At 62.2% G+C, this 20,538-nt stretch carries 16 protein-coding genes; 8 read left to right on the top strand and 8 right to left on the bottom strand.

All coding sequences use genetic code 11. From position 1 onward, the window contains the following. Positions 1–87 precede the first annotated feature (87 nt). A complete protein-coding gene (gene ureC, locus AC3A5O_RS24960; RefSeq protein WP_354338494.1) occupies positions 88–1,788 on the top strand; it encodes an urease subunit alpha in 1,701 nt (566 codons plus the stop codon). 159 nt (positions 1,789–1,947) lie between these two features. Here the strand turns inward: ureC and AC3A5O_RS24955 are convergent, their stop codons facing one another. The 3 genes from AC3A5O_RS24955 to AC3A5O_RS24945 form a co-directional block, all read right to left on the bottom strand. After that, on the bottom strand, positions 1,948–6,972 hold the full coding sequence (locus tag AC3A5O_RS24955) for an NEL-type E3 ubiquitin ligase domain-containing protein (RefSeq protein ID WP_487753860.1): 5,025 nt from the start codon (positions 6,970–6,972) through the stop codon (positions 1,948–1,950). Positions 6,973–7,095: 123 nt separating this feature from the next. Further along, positions 7,096–7,395: a chaperone modulator CbpM gene (locus AC3A5O_RS24950; protein ID WP_305469505.1), complete on the bottom strand. Its 300-nt coding sequence runs from the start codon at positions 7,393–7,395 to the stop codon at positions 7,096–7,098. 178 nt (positions 7,396–7,573) lie between these two features. Continuing rightward, the gene (locus AC3A5O_RS24945; RefSeq protein ID WP_122567268.1) at positions 7,574–8,512 is read right to left on the bottom strand and encodes a DnaJ C-terminal domain-containing protein; all 939 of its coding nucleotides are present in this window, start codon (positions 8,510–8,512) and stop codon (positions 7,574–7,576) included. A gap of 294 nt (positions 8,513–8,806) precedes the next feature. On the opposite strand from AC3A5O_RS24945, the gene AC3A5O_RS24940 reads away from it, so the two are divergent. Beyond that, entirely contained in the window at positions 8,807–10,081 is a 1,275-nt protein-coding gene (locus AC3A5O_RS24940) for an Hsp70 family protein (RefSeq protein WP_305469502.1), read from the top strand. 133 nt (positions 10,082–10,214) lie between these two features. On the opposite strand, the gene AC3A5O_RS24935 is transcribed toward AC3A5O_RS24940, so the two are convergent. From AC3A5O_RS24935 to AC3A5O_RS24920, 4 genes are all read right to left on the bottom strand, one after another. Next, entirely contained in the window at positions 10,215–11,228 is a 1,014-nt protein-coding gene (locus tag AC3A5O_RS24935; RefSeq protein WP_092171427.1) for an AI-2E family transporter, read from the bottom strand. 219 nt (positions 11,229–11,447) lie between these two features. Continuing rightward, positions 11,448–11,729, bottom strand: a complete 282-nt coding sequence (locus AC3A5O_RS24930; RefSeq protein WP_305491621.1) for a PsiF family protein — start codon at positions 11,727–11,729, stop codon at positions 11,448–11,450. 208 nt (positions 11,730–11,937) lie between these two features. After that, positions 11,938–12,828, bottom strand: a complete 891-nt coding sequence (locus AC3A5O_RS24925; RefSeq protein ID WP_487753859.1) for a lipase family alpha/beta hydrolase — start codon at positions 12,826–12,828, stop codon at positions 11,938–11,940. 119 nt (positions 12,829–12,947) lie between these two features. Further along, the gene (locus AC3A5O_RS24920; protein ID WP_122567272.1) at positions 12,948–13,586 is read right to left on the bottom strand and encodes an FMN-dependent NADH-azoreductase; all 639 of its coding nucleotides are present in this window, start codon (positions 13,584–13,586) and stop codon (positions 12,948–12,950) included. A gap of 136 nt (positions 13,587–13,722) precedes the next feature. Here AC3A5O_RS24920 and AC3A5O_RS24915 point away from each other — a divergent pair, with 136 nt between their 5' ends. Then, positions 13,723–14,664, top strand: coding sequence for a LysR substrate-binding domain-containing protein (locus tag AC3A5O_RS24915; protein WP_122567273.1), 942 nt, complete (start codon positions 13,723–13,725; stop codon positions 14,662–14,664). A gap of 57 nt (positions 14,665–14,721) precedes the next feature. Then, entirely contained in the window at positions 14,722–15,252 is a 531-nt protein-coding gene (locus AC3A5O_RS24910) for a ferritin-like domain-containing protein (protein WP_060739387.1), read from the top strand. 117 nt (positions 15,253–15,369) lie between these two features. Here AC3A5O_RS24910 and AC3A5O_RS24905 read toward each other — a convergent pair whose 3' ends face one another. Then, a complete protein-coding gene (locus tag AC3A5O_RS24905; protein ID WP_487753858.1) occupies positions 15,370–17,445 on the bottom strand; it encodes an AsmA family protein in 2,076 nt (691 codons plus the stop codon). 377 nt (positions 17,446–17,822) lie between these two features. On the opposite strand from AC3A5O_RS24905, the gene AC3A5O_RS24900 reads away from it, so the two are divergent. The 4 genes from AC3A5O_RS24900 (at position 17,823) to AC3A5O_RS24885 (ending at position 20,530) form a co-directional block, all read left to right on the top strand. After that, positions 17,823–18,278, top strand: a complete 456-nt coding sequence (locus AC3A5O_RS24900) for a hypothetical protein (RefSeq protein ID WP_487753857.1) — start codon at positions 17,823–17,825, stop codon at positions 18,276–18,278. Positions 18,279–18,436: 158 nt separating this feature from the next. After that, positions 18,437–19,069 carry a TetR family transcriptional regulator gene (locus AC3A5O_RS24895; RefSeq protein ID WP_122567276.1) on the top strand — a complete coding sequence of 211 codons (633 nt, stop codon included), beginning with the start codon at positions 18,437–18,439 and terminating at the stop codon, positions 19,067–19,069. A gap of 274 nt (positions 19,070–19,343) precedes the next feature. Beyond that, the gene (gene ureE, locus AC3A5O_RS24890) at positions 19,344–19,844 is read left to right on the top strand and encodes an urease accessory protein UreE (RefSeq protein ID WP_060739391.1); all 501 of its coding nucleotides are present in this window, start codon (positions 19,344–19,346) and stop codon (positions 19,842–19,844) included. Then, positions 19,841–20,530, top strand: a complete 690-nt coding sequence (locus AC3A5O_RS24885) for an urease accessory protein UreF (RefSeq protein ID WP_305491617.1) — start codon at positions 19,841–19,843, stop codon at positions 20,528–20,530. The genes ureE and AC3A5O_RS24885 overlap by 4 nt, the downstream gene beginning before the upstream one ends. Positions 20,531–20,538 lie beyond the last annotated feature (8 nt).

Genomic DNA, 20,538 nt, shown 5'->3' with positions numbered 1-20,538 from the left:
ACGCGATCAAATGTGGGAGCGAGCTTGCTCGCGATGAGTGAGCGCAGCGAACGGTTTCAAAACTCAATTGAATCTCAAGGCAAGCACATGAAAATCTCCCGCCAAGCCTACGCCGACATGTTCGGCCCCACCGTCGGTGACAAGGTCCGCCTGGCCGACACCGAGTTGTGGATCGAAGTGGAAAAGGACTTCACCACCTACGGCGAAGAAGTGAAATTCGGCGGCGGCAAGGTGATTCGCGATGGCATGGGCCAGAGCCAGTTGCTGGCCGCCGAGGTCGTCGACACCTTGATCACCAACGCGCTGATTATCGATCATTGGGGCATCGTCAAGGCCGATGTCGGCCTCAAGGACGGGCGCATCGCGGCCATCGGCAAGGCCGGTAACCCGGACATCCAGCCTGACGTGACCATCGCCATCGGCGCCAGCACCGAAGTGATCGCCGGCGAAGGTATGATCCTCACCGCCGGCGGCATCGACACCCACATTCACTTCATCTGCCCGCAGCAGATCGAAGAAGCGCTGATGAGCGGCGTCACCACCATGATCGGCGGCGGCACCGGCCCGGCCACCGGGACCAACGCCACCACGTGCACCTCCGGGCCGTGGCACCTGGCGCGCATGCTCCAGGCCGCCGATGCCTTCCCGATGAACATCGGCTTCACCGGCAAGGGCAACGCCAGCCTGCCGGAACCGTTGATCGAGCAGGTCAAGGCCGGGGCCATCGGCCTGAAGCTGCACGAAGACTGGGGCACCACGCCCGCGGCCATCGACAACTGCCTGAGCGTGGCCGACCAGTACGACGTGCAGGTGGCGATCCACACCGACACCCTCAACGAGTCCGGTTTTGTCGAAACCACTCTCGCCGCGTTCAAGGGCCGCACCATCCACACCTACCACACCGAAGGTGCCGGTGGCGGGCATGCGCCGGACATCATCAAGGCTTGCGGCTTCGCCAATGTGTTGCCCAGCTCCACCAACCCGACCCGACCGTTCACCCGCAACACCATCGACGAGCACCTGGACATGCTGATGGTCTGCCATCACCTGGACCCGAGCATTGCCGAAGACGTGGCCTTCGCCGAAAGCCGCATCCGCCGCGAGACCATCGCCGCCGAAGACATTCTCCACGACCTCGGCGCCTTCTCGATGATCAGCTCCGACAGCCAGGCCATGGGCCGCGTCGGCGAAGTCATCACGCGCACCTGGCAGACCGCCGACAAGATGAAGAAGCAACGCGGCGCCCTGCCCGGTGACGGCGAAGGCAACGACAACTTCCGCATCAAGCGCTACATCGCCAAGTACACCATCAACCCGGCGATCACCCATGGCATCAGCCATGAAGTGGGTTCCATCGAAGTGGGCAAGTGGGCCGACCTGGTGCTGTGGCGCCCGGCGTTCTTCGGCGTCAAGCCGACGTTGATCCTCAAGGGCGGAGCGATTGCCGCCAGCCTGATGGGCGACGCCAACGCCTCGATCCCGACGCCGCAGCCGGTGCACTACCGACCGATGTTCGCAAGCTTCGGCGGCTCGCGGCATGCCACCAGCCTGACCTTCATCAGCCAGGCCGCCGCCGAGGCCGGATTGCCGGAGCGGTTGGGGCTGAAGAAAAGAATCGCCGTGGTCAAAGGCTGCCGTGATGTGCAGAAGACCGACCTGATTCACAACGACTACTTGCCGAACATCGACGTCGATCCGCAGACCTACCAGGTCAAGGCCGACGGCGTGTTGCTGTGGTGCGAACCGGCCGAAGTGCTGCCGATGGCGCAGCGTTATTTCCTGTTTTGAACCCGCGCAGTTCTTGTGCAGTTCTTGTGGCGAGGGAGCTTGCTCCCGCTCGGTTGCGCAGCAACCGCAAAAAAAGCGAGGGCTGCTTCGCACCCCAGCGGGAGCAAGCTCCCTCGCCACGGGTTTTATGCCTGTCTGAGATGACGGGACTGGCTCACCCTACAGATCGGTACTTTCCGGCAGCGCTTCCAGCTCGGTTCGCGTCAACGCCTGGACCAGCTCCGCTTCCTTGATCTTGTGCTGCAGGCCCAGCGCCTCGGACTGGCTGACGTAGTCGGCTTCCTCCAAAGTGCCGGCGGCCTTCGCTTCATCCAGCTCAATCTGGTTGGCGATGAGGGTGTCATTCAGCGCCTGGAAGGCAGCCCCATGCTGCTGCTTCAAATAATCGATCCAGAAATCCCGACCCACCAGCGATTGAAACTGCTGGGGTGAATCGTCCAGTTCCAGGACCTGATTGGCGGCGGCGTCGAGCATGTCGGGGCTGACATCTCCCAGCGTGAGAAAAACCCCGCCCGCGGGTTGCCCCGGTAACCCCAGTCGATCCTTGAGCCCCGCCCGGTAAGCCAGACGGACCTCGACCTCTTCGATCAGCGCCAGGTTCTCGATCTTTTGATCGTTGGTCAGGTCGGTGCGGGCATTGATCGCGTCACGGCGCCGCTGGATGTCCTGCAGGGCAATACGCTCCACCTCATCGAGGCGAAACAGCCCCTTGGCCAGCTGGAAGAGCGTTGCCGCTTCATCCGTTCCAACCGCCAAGGCCCTGGCGTTGTGGATCATCAAGCGGATTTCCAGGTAGCTGAACGACAAGGCTGCGCGATCTTCACAGGCCGGTTGGCCAGCCAGGTCGAACAGTTCATCACGCAGCTCGGTGGAACGCCCCATCGCGTCGAGCATCTGCCAGACGCGGGCCTGGAGGTCCGGATAATCTTTCAGGCTCTGATAAGATTTAGCCAACCGATGCAATAACTCAAAAAACTCTCCCGATTGCGGTTCATCCGCCAGGCTTTGCCACACAGCTCTTTTGTCCGCCAGTTGGCCCGCAGGCAGGTTGAGCAGCCATTGCTGCATATTCGACGGCCCGACCGACGCTGAAAACCCAAACGCCTCGGGCAAACGCAGGACTGCCCATTCAGGACGCGTCTGCAAGACCGTCACCCAATAATCACGCAAACGCTGTTGGACCACCTCGCTCAACGGGTTGCCCTGCAACAGCGTCACGCGATTGAGGCGTGCCGTGGCATGGGCACGCTCGGCGGGCGGGTCGAGCAGGTGATCCGGCACCTGGGTCAAGCCGTTGTCGCGCAAATCAATCAGCTCCAGCGGCTGGTCGCGCAGGCCGGTGGGCCAGGCAGTGATCCCGGTATTTTTCAGGTTCAATCGCTCCAGGTCAGGCAACCTGCTGAAGTCCGGTAGGCGCCCCAGCGGGTTGTTGTCCAGGTCGAGGCTTCTCAAGCGAGTAAGGCCTTGCAGGATGTCAACGCTACGCGGTGTCAGGCCGATCCGGTTCGCCTCCAGTTGCAGCGTCTCCAAGTCCCTCATCCCCTCCAAGGCCCTGGGAATATCGATCAACCGGTTCCTGGACAGGTCCAACCGGCGAATGGAGGAAAATCCGCTGAGGAAGCTTTCGCAGTGATGCAGCGTCAAGCCCATGTCACGCAGCTTGAGCACCCCTACATGACTGAAGTCGGCCGTCAGTTCCGGCAGTGCCCCGATGTCCAATCCGCTCAAATCAAGCTCATAGCCGATCGTGCGCAGATCCGCTGCCACAACGAGCCGGGTCTGACGCCGCCAGCATCGCTCGATTTGTTCGGCCATCACCTGCCTGATCGTCTGCGGTACTACAGTCGGGTGATTACCCACGTCACGCCAGCCGAGGGTAGCGACCCAACGGTCCAGATCCCGGCGCAGCATTTTCAGCTCGACGCTACGTCGCTGGAGCTCCCTCACCGCGCCGTCGCCCAGAGCTCGCAACAGCGCATCGGTTTGTGCCGCCGTGTAACTCGGGTACAGCTCCAGCACCCGGCTTTCCGCCGTTCGGCCCAGGCCCAACCAATCCCGTAGTCCACCCAAGGGATAACCGACTTGGCCCGAAGCCAGGCGCATCGGCGATTTAAAGGCGGGCTTGAGTGCGGGCATCTTCAAGCGGCGCGCCAGCGCATCCCGGTCCACCGGCGAAGCGCCGACCGCCTCTTTCAACAGGTCGCCGTGATGAATCGAAGGTCGAGCCATGGCCCGGCGTTCGGCATCCGGCAGGGCATGCTGCAAGGCATCGAAGAGGCTGCCCCAATGGCTCAGTTCATTGCCGTTGTCGTCAAAGGCCTGGTAGCGCTCATCATCCCTGACCACGACCTTGGTCTGCGCCGCATTTTGCGGCCCGATGCTGTCGATCAAGGTGCCGGACACAACGGCCTCGCGCAATTCGATGCGCAGCGTGCCGCTCCAGCCGGGCAAGGTTTCCAGGGTAGCCAACACCAGTCGAGGCGTGTCCGCCGTGACCAAGGCGTCCTGATGCAGGCCTTCGTAGGCGCGGTTCAGACGCACCACACGCTGGAAGTGGCGCAGCTCTTCGGCGATGCGCAGAGGGATGGGTTTGGTCTGATTCGCATCGGCGAAATCCCAGGCGGCCATTTGCTGCAGCTCTTCGGTGCCGGCCAAGGTGATGACCTGCTCGATCGCCGTGGCTGGAACCGAAGGAAAGCGGGACTTGATCAGCGCCACACGGGGGTCACCTCGCGTCTCGCCCAGGGCGTAGTAATCGTTGAGCAACTGCACCTTTTCATTCACTGCCGTTTCGGCGAGTGCCTGGCGCAGGTGCCGGACGCGAGCGTCCATGTGGGCTTTCGCAATCGGCGGGCTCGCCGTGGCCAACAGATCGACGCCTGCGGCATCCACCGCTTCGATCAGGTTTTTCAACAGCGCAGGCGTGCGGACCTTGGCCTCGGTCAGGCTGGCCTCACGAACCGGCGTCTCGCCTTCCGAGGGCCGGACGTATTCCCAGCGCGTCCGGCCGGCGCCGTCGACGATCTTCAGTTTCAACCCTCTTGGCCACGGGCCGTATTGGGTCAGCAGGTGCAACATCGGCTCGGCCAGGTCATGGCCCGGCGGCTCCTCGCTTTGCAGTTGTCCGATGAACGTGTCGATTTGTCGGCAGAGGTCGAAGCGACCCAGCGTGTCGGTCAGCAACGCCGGCACCGGCTCGCCCTCGACATGCAACCGTCGCAGCACGTCCTGCGGGGTCGCGCTGGCGAGGCGGATCTGCTCCAGTTCGGCATCGCTGAAATCCTTGACGCCATGGCCCAGACGCCTCATCAGTGTCGGGCCTTCCCAAGTACGCGGTTGTTCCAGTTCGTGGTGCCAGGCACCGCTGCCGTTGTGCGTCAGCTCGGGCTGGTAGGCCTGCGGACGGGAAGGATGACGAATGCGATAGCGGAGGGTTTGCGGATCCTGTTGCACTTCAAAACGTTGCTCACCCAGCGGCAAGACCTGCTGATTCTCGACCCGATACAGGCCCTGGCTATCCGGGCTTGAGGCCGCGGGAGGCTGCAGCTCACTCTGGTAAACGCTCAGGTCGGGGCGCCACAGGCGCGACTCGCCATTGGCCAATTGAACCGCCTCCAACTGATCCACCGTGCTCGACCATCGAATGTGCGGCAGTACCGCCGCACCGGTGGCGACGAAGGCCGTATTGAGGGCCACGCTGGAGAAATGCGCCCACATTTCCCGGGTCTCCCCACGCTCGAACGCTTCGATGCCTTCGAACGCCTCGTTGAACATCTGCACGGCCCCGACCGTCAACATCAGTGGCCCCAGCCCTGGCACGACGAACGCCGCCAGGTTGAACACATCGACCACCGCGTCCAGGTAACTGTCCAGGCGCGCCAGGCGTGCTTTTTTGTCTTCAACACCGGTAGGCACGGCCACCGCGCGTGCGTCGGCCTGGATCTTCTCGATTTGCCGCAGGCGCAGCGAGCCCCACAGGTCGCCGGGAATCGGCTCCGTGCCCATGGGCAGGTTGCGCAACGACGATTTGAGTGGGAAATCGGCCTGGTCATCGGCCGTCGGGGAGATTTGATAGAGGTGCTTGAACTGCCGAAAAAACGCCCCTTGCTGACGCAGCGGCACGAAACGGCTGAAGAAGCGGCGGTAGGCGCCACTGTGCAAGCGTCGCCGCAGTTCGGCCATGAAGTCGGCGCTGGAGGCGTAGGCTTTCAGAGGATGCTCGGGATCGCCCGGAAGGTAGGCCACGACCGGCACCACCCGGCGACTGTTTTCAAGATCGGGGCCAATCAACAGTGGACCGGCCAGTTCGATGTCGAACACTTTCAGGGAAGTGAATCTCACGGCCTGGCCATCGAGGGTGACGTCGCTGGCCCCCTCGGCCACCTGCTGCAACATCTGGTAGACCGTCGGGCTGATGTCGGCCTTGGCCCTAGCGATCTGGATGCTCAGTGCCAAGCCCTGCCGGTGATACTCCTCCAGCGAATGATCCAGCGGGTTGTACGTCTTGCTGTCGTCGGGCCGCAGGACAGCGTTGATGTGCTCCTGATACTGGCGCCCCAGATCCAACGTGCGACACAACTTGGCGAAGGCTTCAGGGGCAATCGACAGTGCCCCTGCGCGAACGGCGTCGGTGGAGGGCACCACAGCGCCGCCCAGGAACGGGCGCACCGCGGTGATGAGGTTGCAATCGGCACAGGCGGGTTTGCGCGCTTCCTCTGGCGCGAAATTGGCCAGCGCCGCCTCCAGCAATGACGTGCCACGGTATTCGTAGCGATCGAAATGGCCGCCCTCGCTGTCCAGGACCAGTGCCCCAAAAAAATCATCGCGGGTCTTGCGCCCGTACTTGCGGACGAAATACACCTCGTTGACGTTCAGCGCGAAGCCGAATTCATCCAGGATCGCCTGCTCGAGCAAGGGTTCGGCGAAGGCGCGAATATCCTGGATATTGCCCAGTCGGTTGTCGACCTGGTTCAGGCGCTCGCGGTAGCGGGAATGACTGTCCTTGAGGCTATTCCAGAGATCGGGGGAGGCTTTCGCATACCAGTGCGGAAGCGTCAGTTCATGATCGCTCAGTTCCTGCTGGCGTTGCACGATGGCCCCGCTGTACCAGCCGGGAATACGGGCTTTGAGCAGGTCGAAATGCTCGCCCTGGGGAATGGCGAAACGGGGGGTGAAGCCTGGCATATCGGGTCATCCTTGACGTTGGAAAACCCGAGCCTATCCCGTGTGTCAGCGATGAGTGCGGTATCTATTTATCGCTTTTTCAGGTTTTTGCCTGTCCAGGCACTGATGCGCTCGGCAGTCCTGTCAGTCCACCCAGCGGCCCAGTTGCTGACGTAGCCGACGGTTCTCGGCTCGCAGTTCTTGAACTTCCTCCAGCAGGTCCAGCGCCAGGGCGACGCCTTCCCACTCCAGGTCCAGGTCGTGCCGCAGCTTCGCGGCACGCTTGGCCAGGGCCAGCTCGTAATCGGTAAACCGCCAATCCGTCGGGGCCGCGCCGTGGGGTTCGAGGATGCCATGCTCGACGATTTCGATCACATGGACATCGGCCAATGCGGCGGCTTCACAGAATTCCAGCAGGTTCAGTTCAATGATCGGGTTGTTCATGGTCTGCTTCTCCCAATGCTTCAACTGTCGAGTCTAGTCCCGCCTGCCCATGTGAACACGGACACCTGTGGCGAGGGGATCTGTGGGAGCAAAGCTTGCTCGCGACAGAGGTGTCTCAATTCCTGGGAAATCGAGTTGCATTCATCGCGGGCAAGCCTTGCTCCCACATGTAATGAGGTCAGAAGTTCTCCCGCGGATCGAATGCCGCTTTCTTCGCCAGTTCCGCCCACAGCGCCTTGACCGCTTCGTCGCTAGCCTTGGGCATCACGGCCTTGAGTTGCACGAACAGGTAGCCGCGCTCGCCGGCCTTGTTGCGCAGGCCGTGGCCCTTGGCGCGCATGCGCTGGCCGTTCTGGCTGCCGGCCGGAACCTTGAGGTTGATCTTGCCGGTAAGGGTCGGCACCGCCACTTCGGTGCCCAGCGCCAATTCCCACGGGGCCAGGGGCAAGGTGATGATCAGGTCCTGGCCTTCGACGTCGAATTTGGGGTGCGGGGCGAAACGAATGGTCAGGTACAAGTCGCCGTTGGCGCCGCCACCGACACCCGGCGCGCCCTGGCCCTTGAGGCGAATGCGTTCGCCGTCGGTCACGCCCAGCGGGATCTTCACGTTCAGGCTCTTGCTGGTGTTGCTCACGTGCTGGCCGGCCGCGTTGTATTGCGGCACCTGGAACGTGACTTTCTTCGACTCGTTCGACAGGGTTTCTTCCAGGAAGATCGGTAATTCCATTTCCACGTCTTGCCCTCGACGGCCGGCGCTGCGACCTGACTGTCCGCCGCCGAAACCCGGGCCGCGATTACCGAAAATCGAACTGAAGAAGTCCGAGAAATCCCCCGTGTCCTGGCCGCCAAAACCGCCACGGCTCTGCCAACCCGGCGGGCCCTGGAACGGCTGGCCATGTTGGCCGTAGCGGCGCAAGTCGTCGTACTCGGCGCGCTTGTCGGCGCTTTTCAGCGCTTCATAGGCTTCGGAGACGTCCTTGAACTTGGTCTCGGCGTCCTTTTCCTTGCTCACATCCGGGTGGTACTTGCGCGCCAGCTTGCGGTAGGCAGCCTTGATCGTGCTGTCGTCCGCCGTTGGCTCAACACCCAGGATCTTGTAATAGTCTTTGAAGTCCATCTAAGCATCACCATCCGTTATCGATGTCGCACCGCCACGCACAGCATGCCCGGATGACCGGACAGCGGGTTGACCGACCTCAAGATTGGGACCGGGCGGCACGTCAGAAGTTTATCGGCAGCGGGTGGCGGTTCTTGTGTCCGCCCTGTGGCTGCCAGGCTATGCCTGCAAGTTTGGGGGTATAAGAGTGTCTTTCAAGGCCTGCGTTCGAGAATTAGCAGATAACCGGCCTTCGAATCCGCGCCGCACTGACATACACTGCGCGGCCGTTTTTTCAACTGGAACCTGAAAGACATGAAAAACGCATCCCCGGCCCGTGCCTGCGGTATCGACTTTGGCACGTCCAACTCCACCGTCGGCTGGCTGCGCCCCGGCATGGAAACGTTGATCGCGCTGGAGGACGACAAGATCACCCTGCCCTCGGTGGTCTTTTTCAATCTGGAGGAACGCCGCCCGGTGTATGGCCGCCTGGCCTTGCACGAATACCTGGAAGGCTACGAAGGCCGGTTGATGCGCTCGCTCAAGAGCCTGCTGGGCTCCAAGCTGATCAAGCACGACACTAGCGTGTTGGGCACGGCGATGCCGTTCAAGGATCTGCTGGGGCTGTTCATCGGCCAGTTGAAGCAACGTGCCGAAGCCACCGCCGGTCGGGAATTCGAAGAAGTGGTACTGGGGCGCCCGGTGTTTTTCGTCGATGACGATGAAATGGCCGACCAGGAAGCGGAAAACACCCTGGTGGACGTGGCCCGCGCCATCGGCTTCAAGGAGGTTTCGTTCCAGTACGAGCCCATCGCGGCGGCCTTCGATTATGAATCGACCATCGAGAAAGAAGAGCTGGTGCTGATCGTCGACATCGGCGGCGGTACCTCGGACTTCTCCCTGGTGCGCCTGTCCCCTGAGCGTCGCACCCACGACAACCGCCACGCCGACATCCTCGCCACCGGTGGCGTGCACATCGGCGGAACCGATTTCGACAAGCAACTCTCCCTGGCCGGCCTGATGCCACTGTTCGGTTACGGCAGCCGCATGAAAAGCGGTGCCTACATGCCCACCAGCCACCACATGAACCTGGCGACCTGGCACACCATCAACGCGGTGTACTCGCAAAAGTCCACCCTGGCCTTGGGCAGCATGCGCTACGACATCGAAGACACCGGCGGCATCGATCGGCTGTTCAAGCTGATCGAACAGCGCGCCGGGCATTGGCTGGCGATGGAAGTGGAAGAAACCAAGATCGCGCTGACCCACACCGACCAGCGTCATTTGCTCCTGGACCGCATCGAGCCCGGCCTGAGCGTGGATCTGAGCCGGGCCCTGTTCGAAACGGCCATCGACGGCTTGCTGGAGCGGGTGCGCGGCAGCGTCACGCAGTTGCTCAACGATGCCAACGTGCGGGTCGATCAGGTCGACACGGTGTTCTTCACCGGCGGTTCCAGCGGCATTCCGGCATTGCGCAACAGCGTCTCGGCGATGCTGCCCCAGGCGCGGCATGTGGAAGGCAATATCTTCGGCAGTATTGGCAGTGGGTTGGCGATTGAGGCGATGAAGCGCTATGGGAGCCAGGTCTGATCCAGGACCGAGGCGCGTGAATCGCGAGCAAGCTCGCTCCCACAGTTAACCGAGTTCCTTCAGAAGGAATGCGCTCAACTGTGGGAGCGAGCTTGCTCGCGATGGCGCCAGATCAGTCACCATCACTATCGAATCAGACCATCCCCACCTGCTTCAACTCACTCTTGAGATACGCATAATAAATCGGCCCCGCCACCACCCCCGGCAGGCCGAACGCGGCTTCGAACACCAGCATTGCCATGAGCAGTTCCCAGGACTTGGCGCTGATCTGCCCACCGACGATGCGGGCATTGAGAAAGTACTCGAGCTTGTGGATCACGATCAGGTAACCCAGCGCCGCCACCGCCACCCAGATCGACAACGACAGGGCAACGATGGTGATCAGCGTGTTGGACATCAGGTTGCCGATGACCGGCAGCAGCCCCAGCAGGAAGGTCATCACGATCAGGGTCTTGGTCAACGGGAGATGAATGCCGAACAGCGGCAGCACCACCGCGAGGAAAATCCCGGTGAAGAAGGTGTTGAGCAGGGAAATCTTGATTTGAGCGAAGACGATGTTGCGAAACGCCTTGACCAGCAGGTTCAGGCGATCGAACAGCGCGGCGGCCAGGGGCTTGCGCTTGGTCAGGTCGGGAATGCGCTGCAGGGCAACGATGGCCCCCAGCACCATGCCGATCAGCAGCGTCACGAACATGTGGGCCGCGTCCTTGCCCACCAGTTGCAGGTCGCTCAGGTGCTTGCTCACCCAGTCACCGATCGCCACCCGGAACTCGGCGGCGCTGGCCGGCAGGTAGGCGTCGATGAACGGCGGCAATTGCCCACGGGCGCGATCGACCACCGCCATGAACTTGTCCAGGGAGGCCCCGGGGTTTTCCGCCTCATGGAGCAGGAAACTGAAGGCGCCGGCGAAGATCAGCGTCAGCACACTGACCACCAGCGTGCCCAGTAACGCCACCGCCAGCCAGCGGGCGCGGCGACCTTCGATCAGGCGCTGCAACTGCGGGGTGAGCATGTTGACCAGCTCGAACACCAACAGCCCGGCCAGCAGGCTCGGCAACAGGCGCAGCGGGAGCACCAGCAACAACCCACCAAAAATGATCACCCAACTGATCACCAACAACACATGACGCTGAGAAAACGTTGGCATACAGCCTCAGGACAAAACGGCGTGAAAGGATCGGCAGTCTGCCAGCGATCCGCTGGCAGCACTAGGGATTGTGTCGGCCGACCTTGGTCGCAGTTCAGGGGTTTTTTGTAACTTTTGCGCCGGCCCCATCGCGGGCAAGCTCGCTCCCACCCTGGACCGGGCAATACAGATCCACTGTGGGAGCGAGCTTGCTCGCGATAGGGCCCATGGATTCAACACTTATTTCTTCTTCAGGCACTCACTCATGAACGCCTTGCGGGCATCACCCTTCAGCGCCTGCTCGGTGGCCGTGGCGTTGCAGCTCTTCATGCGCTCTTGCGGGGTGCTCGGTGCAGCCTTGAGGCAGGTGCTCATGAACGCCTTGCGCTCGTCGCCCTTGAGCGCCTTGGCGGTGGCGTCGGCGTTGCAGGTGGTCATCTTGGTCTGCTGCACCGTCGCGGCGAAGCCCTGGGAACACAGCAGCAAACCGATCATCAACAAAGGCACACGAAGCATCTTCATGGTGTTTCTCCTCGCTGCCGCACGAGGGTGCGGCGATGAGGTGCAGTGTAGACAAAGCCTGTTACACCTTCATCTGTGTTCAGTGGTAAACCGGCGGCGCCCTGGCTGACGCCATCGCGAGCAAGCTCGCTCCCACAATGGACCGAGCACTGCAAATCCACTGTGGGAGCGAGCTTGCTCGCGATGAACGATAACGCGGTCCAACGGGTTACATCCCCGCGGCCTTCAACCGCTCGGCATGCTCGACAAACAACCGGATCGGCTCGGCCCCCTTGCCCACCAGCCCTAGCGACTGATTGACGATGTCGAAGTGATCCAGCGGATAGTCATCGCCGATAACCATGCCCAGGTGTGAGCTGTAGCGCCCGACCAAACCGTCGCACTGCCCCGCTTCCCTGACAAAGGTGCGGGCAAATAGACGGCAAGTGCGGTTGGTGCCGTCGAACAGGTTGCGCCCTTTATCGGTCTTGCCCGGCTGCAAGGTGCCGGACCAGGAGTAATAGCGCACGCCATTGACCTCTTCCGGCCCCCGCCCGCCCCAGGTGACCGGCAGGCCCTGTGGATAACGTTGATTGAACAGCGTCACTCCGGCGGTGGTCAGGGAGGCATGGGAGGCATTGAGGTTGACCGGCAGCTTTGGCCCGCGATAGCCGATGTCCAGCAGGCTCATCAGGGCGTTGATCAAGCGCAGCGCGACACTGAGCACACGTCCCTTGGCGCTGTCGGCCGGGTAGTGGGCCTGGAGGTAATCGGCCAGTTCGGAGCCATGGTTGGGGCCGGCCACCGACGTGACCGACGCCACCAGGTCCGGGCGTTTGGCGGCCGCATAGCGGGCGGTGAGGCTGCCCTGGCTGTGGCCAATCAGGTTGACCTTCTGCGCACCGGTTTGCCGCAGTATGTCGTCGATCAGTGCCAGCAATTGCTCGCCGCGCACCTCGGACGAATGCAACGGCGAAACCTTCACCGCCACCACCACGGCCCCACCGCGACGCAACGCCGAGACGATCCCATACCAGTACGGATACAGCACCAGGCGTATGAACCCGAACATGCCCGGGACCAGCACCAGCGGGTAACGAGTGGCGCAGCGTTGCGACATGGCGACATCCTTGTGATCAAGAGGTGATCAGCATCGGTACCGATGATGACCAGTCTATGACACCCGTACGAATCCGTGGCGAGGGAGCTTGCTCCCGCTGGGCTGCGCCGCAGCCCTTCTCAGAAAGACCGTGCCAGTGCCAGCAAGCGCTCCTCGGCCTCGGCACAGGACAACGCAAAGCTGCGCTCGGCCGACTCTTCGCCTTCGGCCGCCACCACCGTCACATCAGTGATGCCGATGAACCCCAATACAGTGCGCAACAGCGTGTCGGCGTGGTTCATGCTCTCCAGCGGTCCGCCCGGCCCGAAACCGAAATCGCCACGGCTGGTCACGATCAGCGCCTTCTTGCCCAGCACCAGCGGCTCGTAGTGCGACACGCCGTTGTCCAGGCTGTGGTTGAACGTCAGCCCGATGCGCACGATCTGGTCGATCCAGGCCTTCACACCGCTGGGCACGCTGAAATTGTGCATGGGCGCGGAGATCACCAGTCGATCATGGGCTTGCAGCTCCGCGACCAAGGCATCGCTCAGGGCCAGGTCCGCTTGCATGATCAACGGTCGAGCCTGAGGCTCGGGGTAGAACGCCGCGGCGATAAAGGCTTCGTTGACCGGCGCAATGACCGTGCGTCCGACTTCGCGACGGGTCACTTGGGGTTGCGGGTGGGCGACCTGCCACGCCGAGACAAAGGCCTCGGCCAGGCGCCGGGAATGGGAACGCTCGCCACGGGGACTGCCATGCACCACAAGAATCTTGCTCATCTGAATCTCCTTTTATGCGGCTACAATCAACATTGCTTGTGCCTTGCAGCTTGAAGTTCAGAGCTGCTTACAGACAAATGAGCGTTAGTTAATCTGGATGAGTTAATTTCATCCATTGCGTTCCAGGAGAATTAAAATGTTCGCCAACCTGCCGCTCAACGCTCTGCGCGCCTTCGAATCCGCCGCGCGGCTGCTCAGTTTCAAGGCGGCCGCGGCGGAGTTATCGGTGACGCCGACGGCGGTCTCCCACCAGATTCGATCCTTGGAGAGCTGGCTGGGGCTGATGCTGTTCGAACGCCTGCCACGCCAGGTGCGCCTCACCGAAGGCGGGCAACGCTTGTTCCATAGCCTGCACGGAGCCTTGCTGGAAGTGGCGCAAAGCGTCGACACCCTGCGCCCGCAACGCAGTACCACCCACCTGACCCTGTCCACCACCGCCGCGTTTGCCGCCCTGTGGCTGGTGCCTCGCCTGGGGCGCTTTTATGCACGTCACCCGAACATCAACGTGCGCCTGGACACCCATTGCGAGGTGATCGACCTGCATCAGGACGCCAGCGTCGACCTGGTGGTGCGCTACAGCCTGGACGCCTACCCGAACCTGTACGGCATGTGCCTGTTCGATGAAAGCTTCGGGGTCTACGGTTCGCCTGAGCAGGTGGCCCTGGCGACCCGGCAGCCACCAACGCTGATCAGCGTGCGCTGGCACAACTCCAAGCTGTACGCCCACGGTTGGGACGCCTGGTGTGCCCAGGCCGGGGAAACCTGGCTCACCCGGCAGCCGTGCATGCGCGAGTACGACGAGGAGCATTACGCCTTGCAAGCGGCGATTGCCGGGCAGGGCCTGGTGTTGGCGAGCAATATCCTGGCATCGGAAAGCATCGCCAGCGGCTTGTTGGTGGGCTATCGCCCGGACGTCCAGGTGAGCGGCGCCGGCTACAGCGCCCTGTGCGTCCCGGGCCGCGAACGCCATCCACCGGTACGGGCCTTCTTCCAGTGGCTGGGGGAGGAAGCGCGGCTGTCCGGTTATGCGCTGAAAAATTCGGTAAAACTTTTTCAGGACCGCGTCACTCAGATTTAAAGTGATCGCGCCAGCAGAGCGTGACGCCTCAACCGGATCAGCCTCCAGGAGAACGAGATGAGCGACATGCACTTATCCGATGTAACCACCCTGCGCGAACGGGCACGGCAGAACGTGCAGAACGGCGCAGTGACCGAAGGCTACGGCGCCGATCGGCAGGAAGTCATCCGCCTGCTCAACGAAGCGCTGGCCACCGAGCTGGTCTGCGTGCTGCGCTACAAGCGTCACTACTTCATGGCCTCCGGCCTCAAGGCCAGCGTGGCGGCCAGTGAGTTTCTCGAGCACGCGAACCAGGAAGCCGAACACGCCGACAAACTCGCCGAGCGCATCGTGCAGTTGGGCGGTGAGCCGGAGTTCAACCCCGACCTGTTGACCCGCAATTCCCACGCCCAGTACGTCGCAGGCAACACCCTCAAGGAAATGGTGTACGAGGACCTGGTGGCCGAACGGATCGCCATCGACAGCTACCGGGAAATCATCCAGTACATCGGCGAAAAAGACCCGACCACCCGGCGCATCTTCGAAGACATCCTGGCCCAGGAAGAAGAGCATGCTGATGATATGGCCGATATCCTGGCCGATCTGTAAGAGCCTTTAGGTCCCCATCGCGAGCAAGCTCGCTCCCACAAGGGGCCGAGCGCTGCAAATCCCCTGTGGGAGCGAGCTTGCTCGCGATGAGGCCAGTCGCCTCACCGCACAATCCGGCTACCGGGTAGGCTTGACCGTCACCGGCGCCTTGCCCGCCTTCATCTGCTCCAACAGCGGCGCACACTGGTTCGGCTCACCGCCGCTGGGCGCCACCAGCGCCAGCAACCCGGCCGCCGGCGCGGCGATCACGCCCAACGCCACCATCCCGGCACCGCGCAGCATCAGGGGCACGGCCTTGACCCCCGCGGCGGGCTTGGCGAACGGGCCGCGCACGTACAACGGCGAGCGCAGGGAAATCAGGCGCCAGCCTTTGGACTCAGGGGTGACGGTCAGGTCCAACTGTTCGGTCGCCATGTTCGCCGTGCCGTCGATGTAGATGATCGCGTTCTCGGTGTCGAACACGAACAGACGCGTGGTCGCCAGGCCCGTCTTGATGTCGAAATCCGCCGCCGCGCAGTTGATCTTCACTTCCTTGTCGCCAAAGATTTTCCCCACCACATAGTTGCCGACGTTCAGTCCCGCCAGCTCCATCAATTCCCGACTGATGGCACCATCGTTGATGAGCATTTTCAGGGTGCCGTTGGAGGTGCCCAGCAACGCCGCCACCGAATTGCCGCGCCCGGTGATGTCAGCATCGCCGTTGAGCTCGCCGAAGCTGGTTTTCATCGGCTCGAAACCCGGGAACAGTTGCTTGAGCTTGAACCCTCGCGCCGTCAGCTTCGCCTGGCCTTCAAGGGGTCGGGTGCGCCCGTTAAGGCGGATCTGCGCATCGAGCCGGCCACCGGCCACGCCGAAGCGCAGGGGCTCAAGGCTCAACTGCCCATCGTTGAGCACCAGATGGGTATACAGATCGGTGAAAGGCAGTTGCTCGCTGTGGACGATTCGCTTGCCGGTGAACTCCACATCGGCGTCCATCACACTCCAGCGCTCGGTGCGAAACTCTTCCACGGGCAAGACCTTGCCGGTCGGCTGCTTGCTCGCGCCGCCCCGGGCCTTTTGCTCGGCATTGGAGTCCGCACCGATCAGCGGCGCCAGGTCGCTGAACAGCAGTTGATTGGAAACCAGCGCACCACTGAGTTTCGGCCGCGGCTGGCTGGCGACATAGGCCAGGTCGCCATGGATATCGCTATCGCCGATCTTGCCGTTGAATGCCTCATAGCGAAACAGTGCCCCACCCGGCTCATGCAGCTTGGCAATCAAGCGTCCGTCGGTGGCGTAAGGGGGTGAATCCGGCAGGGTCACGCCGGTCAGCGGGTAGAGATTGGCGAGGCTGTTGCCGGCCAGTTTCAGGCGCAAGTCCAGGGCCCCGAGGTTCAGCGGGTCGGTGAGGGTGCCGGCCAGTTCGACGCGGGTGTCGCCGATCTTCGCCTGGGCCTGGAGCGGAAAGGGTCGGGACGCATCCTGCAAGGCCAGCAAGCCACCGACCTTGCCGGAGCCGGTCAGGTTTTGCCCGTGATACTGCCCGTTGACCTTGAAGGCGAACGCGTAGTCCTGCGGCGTCGCGCCTTGGTCCTGGGCTTTTTTCGCGGCCTTGTCGCCGACGATATCGCTGAACGGAATGGGTTTGCCCAACGGATCGATCAACAGGTCGAGTCGGGTCTTGAGCGTCTGGTCGTCCAGGGTGACGTGCCCCTTGTCGAAGCCGATGGCGCCGATGTCCACCACCCAGCTGGACGGCTCGGCGTCCGGGTCTTTTGGATCGAATTGGAAGGTCCAATTGGCGCGACCGTCCGCCAGGCGTTGCAGGTTGGCGTTGGGCTCCGTCAGGTCGATGCGCGGAATCGCCACTCGCCGGGCCAGCAAGGCCAAGGGCGAAACGCGCAGTTCGACACGCTTGAGCGTGGCCATTTGCGGGGTTTTCGACCAGTCCGGGTTACCCAGGCTCAAGTCTTCGGCCACCACATGGGGCCACGGCAACCAGGCACGCCAGCCACCTTCTGCCGGCTCGCGCTGCCAGACCACCGCCAGGTTGCCGTTGATGGCGAAGGGGCGATGCAATTCCTCGGAAACCTTGGCATTGAGCGCAGGCTTGATGCGGTTCCAGTCGAAGAAGGCAATGACCAGGACCAGCACCGCCAGCAGGACAACAAGGCTGGCAAAGCTCCAGGCGAGGATTTTCGAGGTGCGCGTCATGCACGAGGCTCCTGATGACAAATCAGCGTCCGCAACCGCGACGCCTCTGAAAACACGAACCTGCAGTCGGTTCGCCATGAAGGGTTGGACTGGTAAAACCGCCAACAGGTGCCGATGAGCGGCACAAAAAAACGCCAGGTTCCTGACCGATCAGCCAACAAACTGTTACCGCGCCCGCACATTTACGAGGCAGCGATGGGTACAAAATACCCACCACGGTGCAAAAGCGCACCCCTGAAACCCCCGTTCTAGAGCCTTCGCTTCGAACAATCAATTCCGTTGATTATTACCATTGCGTTTATGAACTTTTATATCGACTTATCGAGAGTAGCATTGCCCTCGTACCCACTTTATCGCCCTCCCAAGGAGCAACGATCATGAAACGCCAATTACTGATGAGCCTGTCCCTTTCACTGCTGGCCTCTACTGCCTTCGCACTGCCAGCGTCCGAACAAGCCACGCCACAGGTCAAGGACAACCACTCTGTCTACAGCCAGACTGTTGCCGAAGGTGGTCGCGATCGCCTGGAACAAAAAGGCCTGGTCGAGGACGGTTATGACCGCACCAAACAAAGCGATACCGTTGCAGCTGATGGTTCCGACCGCACCCCAGGCCAGACCTTGGCAGCTGACGGTTCCGACCGCACTCCAGGCCAGACCTTGGCAGCCGACGGTTCCGACCGCACTCCAGGCCAGACCTTGGCAGCTGACGGCTCCGACCGCACTCCAGGCCAGACCCTCGCCGAAGACGGTTCTTCCCGCACCAAAATGGGCGATACCGTGGCCGAAGGCGGTGGTGACCGTGTGATCGAACGCAACAGCACAGTGAGCTGAGCCCATGCTGGCCCAGAAAAAAGCCCGATTTCCCCAATCGGGCTTTTGACTTTCCAAGCCCCCTCGTTTCCCCCGCCCGATCCCTCTCTACCGTTCGACGTCGGCAAAGCCGATTTGCTAGAGTGCATCGCTCCCGTGAATCAGAAGTCAGCCTTGTGATGCTGCCCCGCGCCGAACAGAAACAACAGACTCGAATTGCCCTGATGGACGCAGCCCGTCATTTGATGGAATGCGGCCGGGGATTCGGCAGCCTGAGCCTGCGGGAAGTCGCCAGGACGGCGGGCATCGTGCCCACCGGGTTCTACCGGCACTTCGAGGACATGGACCAACTGGGCCTGGCATTGGTCAGCGAAGTCGGCCAGACCTTCCGCGAAACCATCCGCCTGGTCCGCCACAACGAGTTCGTCATGGGCGGCATTATCGATGCGTCGGTGCGGATCTTTCTCGATGTGGTGCAGGTCAACCGATCCCAATTCCTGTTCCTGGCCCGCGAGCAATATGGCGGCTCGCTGCCGGTGCGCCAGGCCATCGCCCAATTGCGCGAAGATATCAGCTCGGACCTGGCCGCCGACCTGGCCTTGATGCCCAAGCTGCAGCACCTGGACCTGGCCGCCCTGGGCGTGATGGCCGATCTCATCGTCAAAAGCGTGTTTGCCACCCTGCCGGACATCATCGACCCACCCGCCCAAGCCCTCCCCGAGCACCTAACGCCCCAGGCGAAGATTACCCAGCAACTGCGGTTCATCTTTATTGGCCTCAAGCATTGGCAAGGGCTGGGCAGTACCGAATAAACCCCGAATGTACTCACTGTGGGAGCGAGCTTGCTCGCGATAGCGGTCTGTCAGTGGCATTGATAGTGGCTGATCCGCTGCTATCGCGAGCAAGCTCGCTCCCACAGTTCTTTTTTGTGCCTGTCGCAAAATGGTGCGCCATATCTCGACACGCACCGATATGGCACGCATTCCGCCCCATCCTGAAACGCCATACCCGCTATTTCCTACACCTCCTTCGATTGGCAAGCCCCTTGCTCTAAACACAGCACTGTTCATTGCTGGAAGCACTCCGATGCTGGTGATTCACCGCAGAATCGACACTCAACCGCGCTGGGACGCCGAGCTGCACCTGACCTTCGACGCCCGCAGCAAAAGCCGTCTGCGCTGTTTCAGTGCCGAAGGTGAAGACGTGGGGTTGTTCCTGGAGCGAGGCCAGCCGCCGCTGTACGACGGCGAATGCCTGCAGGCCGAAGACGGGCGCATCGTGCGCGTCTGCGCCCGTGCCGAACAATTGCTGCACGTCACCTGCGCCAACGCCTTCGAACTGACCCGCGCCGCCTACCACCTGGGCAATCGCCACGTGGCCCTGCAAGTCGGCGATGGCTGGCTGCGCCTGCTGGACGATTACGTGCTCAAGGCGATGCTCGAGCAACTGGGCGCCAGCGTCGAATCCATCGAGGCCCCGTTCCAGCCGGAACACGGCGCCTATGGCGGCGGCCATCATCACTCCCGGCATGGCGACGAAGACTTCAACTACGCGCCGCGCCTGCATCAGTTTGGCGTGCGCACATGAATCCGGCCTGGGCGCTGCTGCGCCTAGCCAGCCCGCAGTTGCCGATTGGCGGCTACAGCTATTCCCAGGGGCTGGAGATGGCGGTGGACAATGGCCAAGTGAAAAACCCCGATGACGCACGGCGCTGGATCAGCGATCAATTGCTGCTGAACCTGGCACGCTTCGAAGCGCCCTTGCTGCTGGCACACTGCACCGCAGCCGCCGCTGACGATTGGGACGCGCTGCTGCAACGTTGCCAAGAGCACCGCGCCAGCCGGGAAACCCGTGAGCTGTATCAGGAGAGCCGGCAGATGGGCTACTCGTTGCAGCAATTGCTCGTCGGTCTGCCGGAGCTTGACCGTGCCGCGCGCGGCTTTCTTGAACAGCTCAGTCTTGAACAGCGCAGCGAGCCGCATCTGGCACTGGGCTGGGCCCTGGCCGCCCGCGCCTGGCAGATCGCCCCCCAGGACGCCCTCGCCGCCTGGCTGTGGAGTTGGCTGGAAAACCAACTGGCGGTGCTGATGAAAACCCTGCCCCTGGGCCAGCAAGCAGCCCAGCGCCTGACCAGCGAACTGTTGCCACTGTTGCAGCAGGCTCAGCACAACGCCTCGAACATCGACCCCGATCATTACGGCAGCGCCGCGTTTGGCCTGTCCCTGGCGTGCATGGCCCATGAGCGCCAGTACAGCCGCCTGTTCCGTTCCTAGGAGACACA

Source organism: Pseudomonas sp. Soil_N_39, from assembly GCF_057655955.1.
Note: the sequence above shows the minus strand (reverse complement) of the source record. Positions and strands in the feature narration are given on the sequence as shown.

Coding starts and splice junctions, on each gene's coding strand:
- ureC (WP_354338494.1), top strand. CDS start 88: ATGAAAATCTCCCGCCAAGCCTACGCCGACATGTTCGGCCCCACCGTC.
- AC3A5O_RS24955 (WP_487753860.1), bottom strand. CDS start 6,972: ATGCCAGGCTTCACCCCCCGTTTCGCCATTCCCCAGGGCGAGCATTTC.
- AC3A5O_RS24950 (WP_305469505.1), bottom strand. CDS start 7,395: ATGAACAACCCGATCATTGAACTGAACCTGCTGGAATTCTGTGAAGCC.
- AC3A5O_RS24945 (WP_122567268.1), bottom strand. CDS start 8,512: ATGGACTTCAAAGACTATTACAAGATCCTGGGTGTTGAGCCAACGGCG.
- AC3A5O_RS24940 (WP_305469502.1), top strand. CDS start 8,807: ATGAAAAACGCATCCCCGGCCCGTGCCTGCGGTATCGACTTTGGCACG.
- AC3A5O_RS24935 (WP_092171427.1), bottom strand. CDS start 11,228: ATGCCAACGTTTTCTCAGCGTCATGTGTTGTTGGTGATCAGTTGGGTG.
- AC3A5O_RS24930 (WP_305491621.1), bottom strand. CDS start 11,729: ATGAAGATGCTTCGTGTGCCTTTGTTGATGATCGGTTTGCTGCTGTGT.
- AC3A5O_RS24925 (WP_487753859.1), bottom strand. CDS start 12,828: ATGTCGCAACGCTGCGCCACTCGTTACCCGCTGGTGCTGGTCCCGGGC.
- AC3A5O_RS24920 (WP_122567272.1), bottom strand. CDS start 13,586: ATGAGCAAGATTCTTGTGGTGCATGGCAGTCCCCGTGGCGAGCGTTCC.
- AC3A5O_RS24915 (WP_122567273.1), top strand. CDS start 13,723: ATGTTCGCCAACCTGCCGCTCAACGCTCTGCGCGCCTTCGAATCCGCC.
- AC3A5O_RS24910 (WP_060739387.1), top strand. CDS start 14,722: ATGAGCGACATGCACTTATCCGATGTAACCACCCTGCGCGAACGGGCA.
- AC3A5O_RS24905 (WP_487753858.1), bottom strand. CDS start 17,445: ATGACGCGCACCTCGAAAATCCTCGCCTGGAGCTTTGCCAGCCTTGTT.
- AC3A5O_RS24900 (WP_487753857.1), top strand. CDS start 17,823: ATGAAACGCCAATTACTGATGAGCCTGTCCCTTTCACTGCTGGCCTCT.
- AC3A5O_RS24895 (WP_122567276.1), top strand. CDS start 18,437: ATGCTGCCCCGCGCCGAACAGAAACAACAGACTCGAATTGCCCTGATG.
- ureE (WP_060739391.1), top strand. CDS start 19,344: ATGCTGGTGATTCACCGCAGAATCGACACTCAACCGCGCTGGGACGCC.
- AC3A5O_RS24885 (WP_305491617.1), top strand. CDS start 19,841: ATGAATCCGGCCTGGGCGCTGCTGCGCCTAGCCAGCCCGCAGTTGCCG.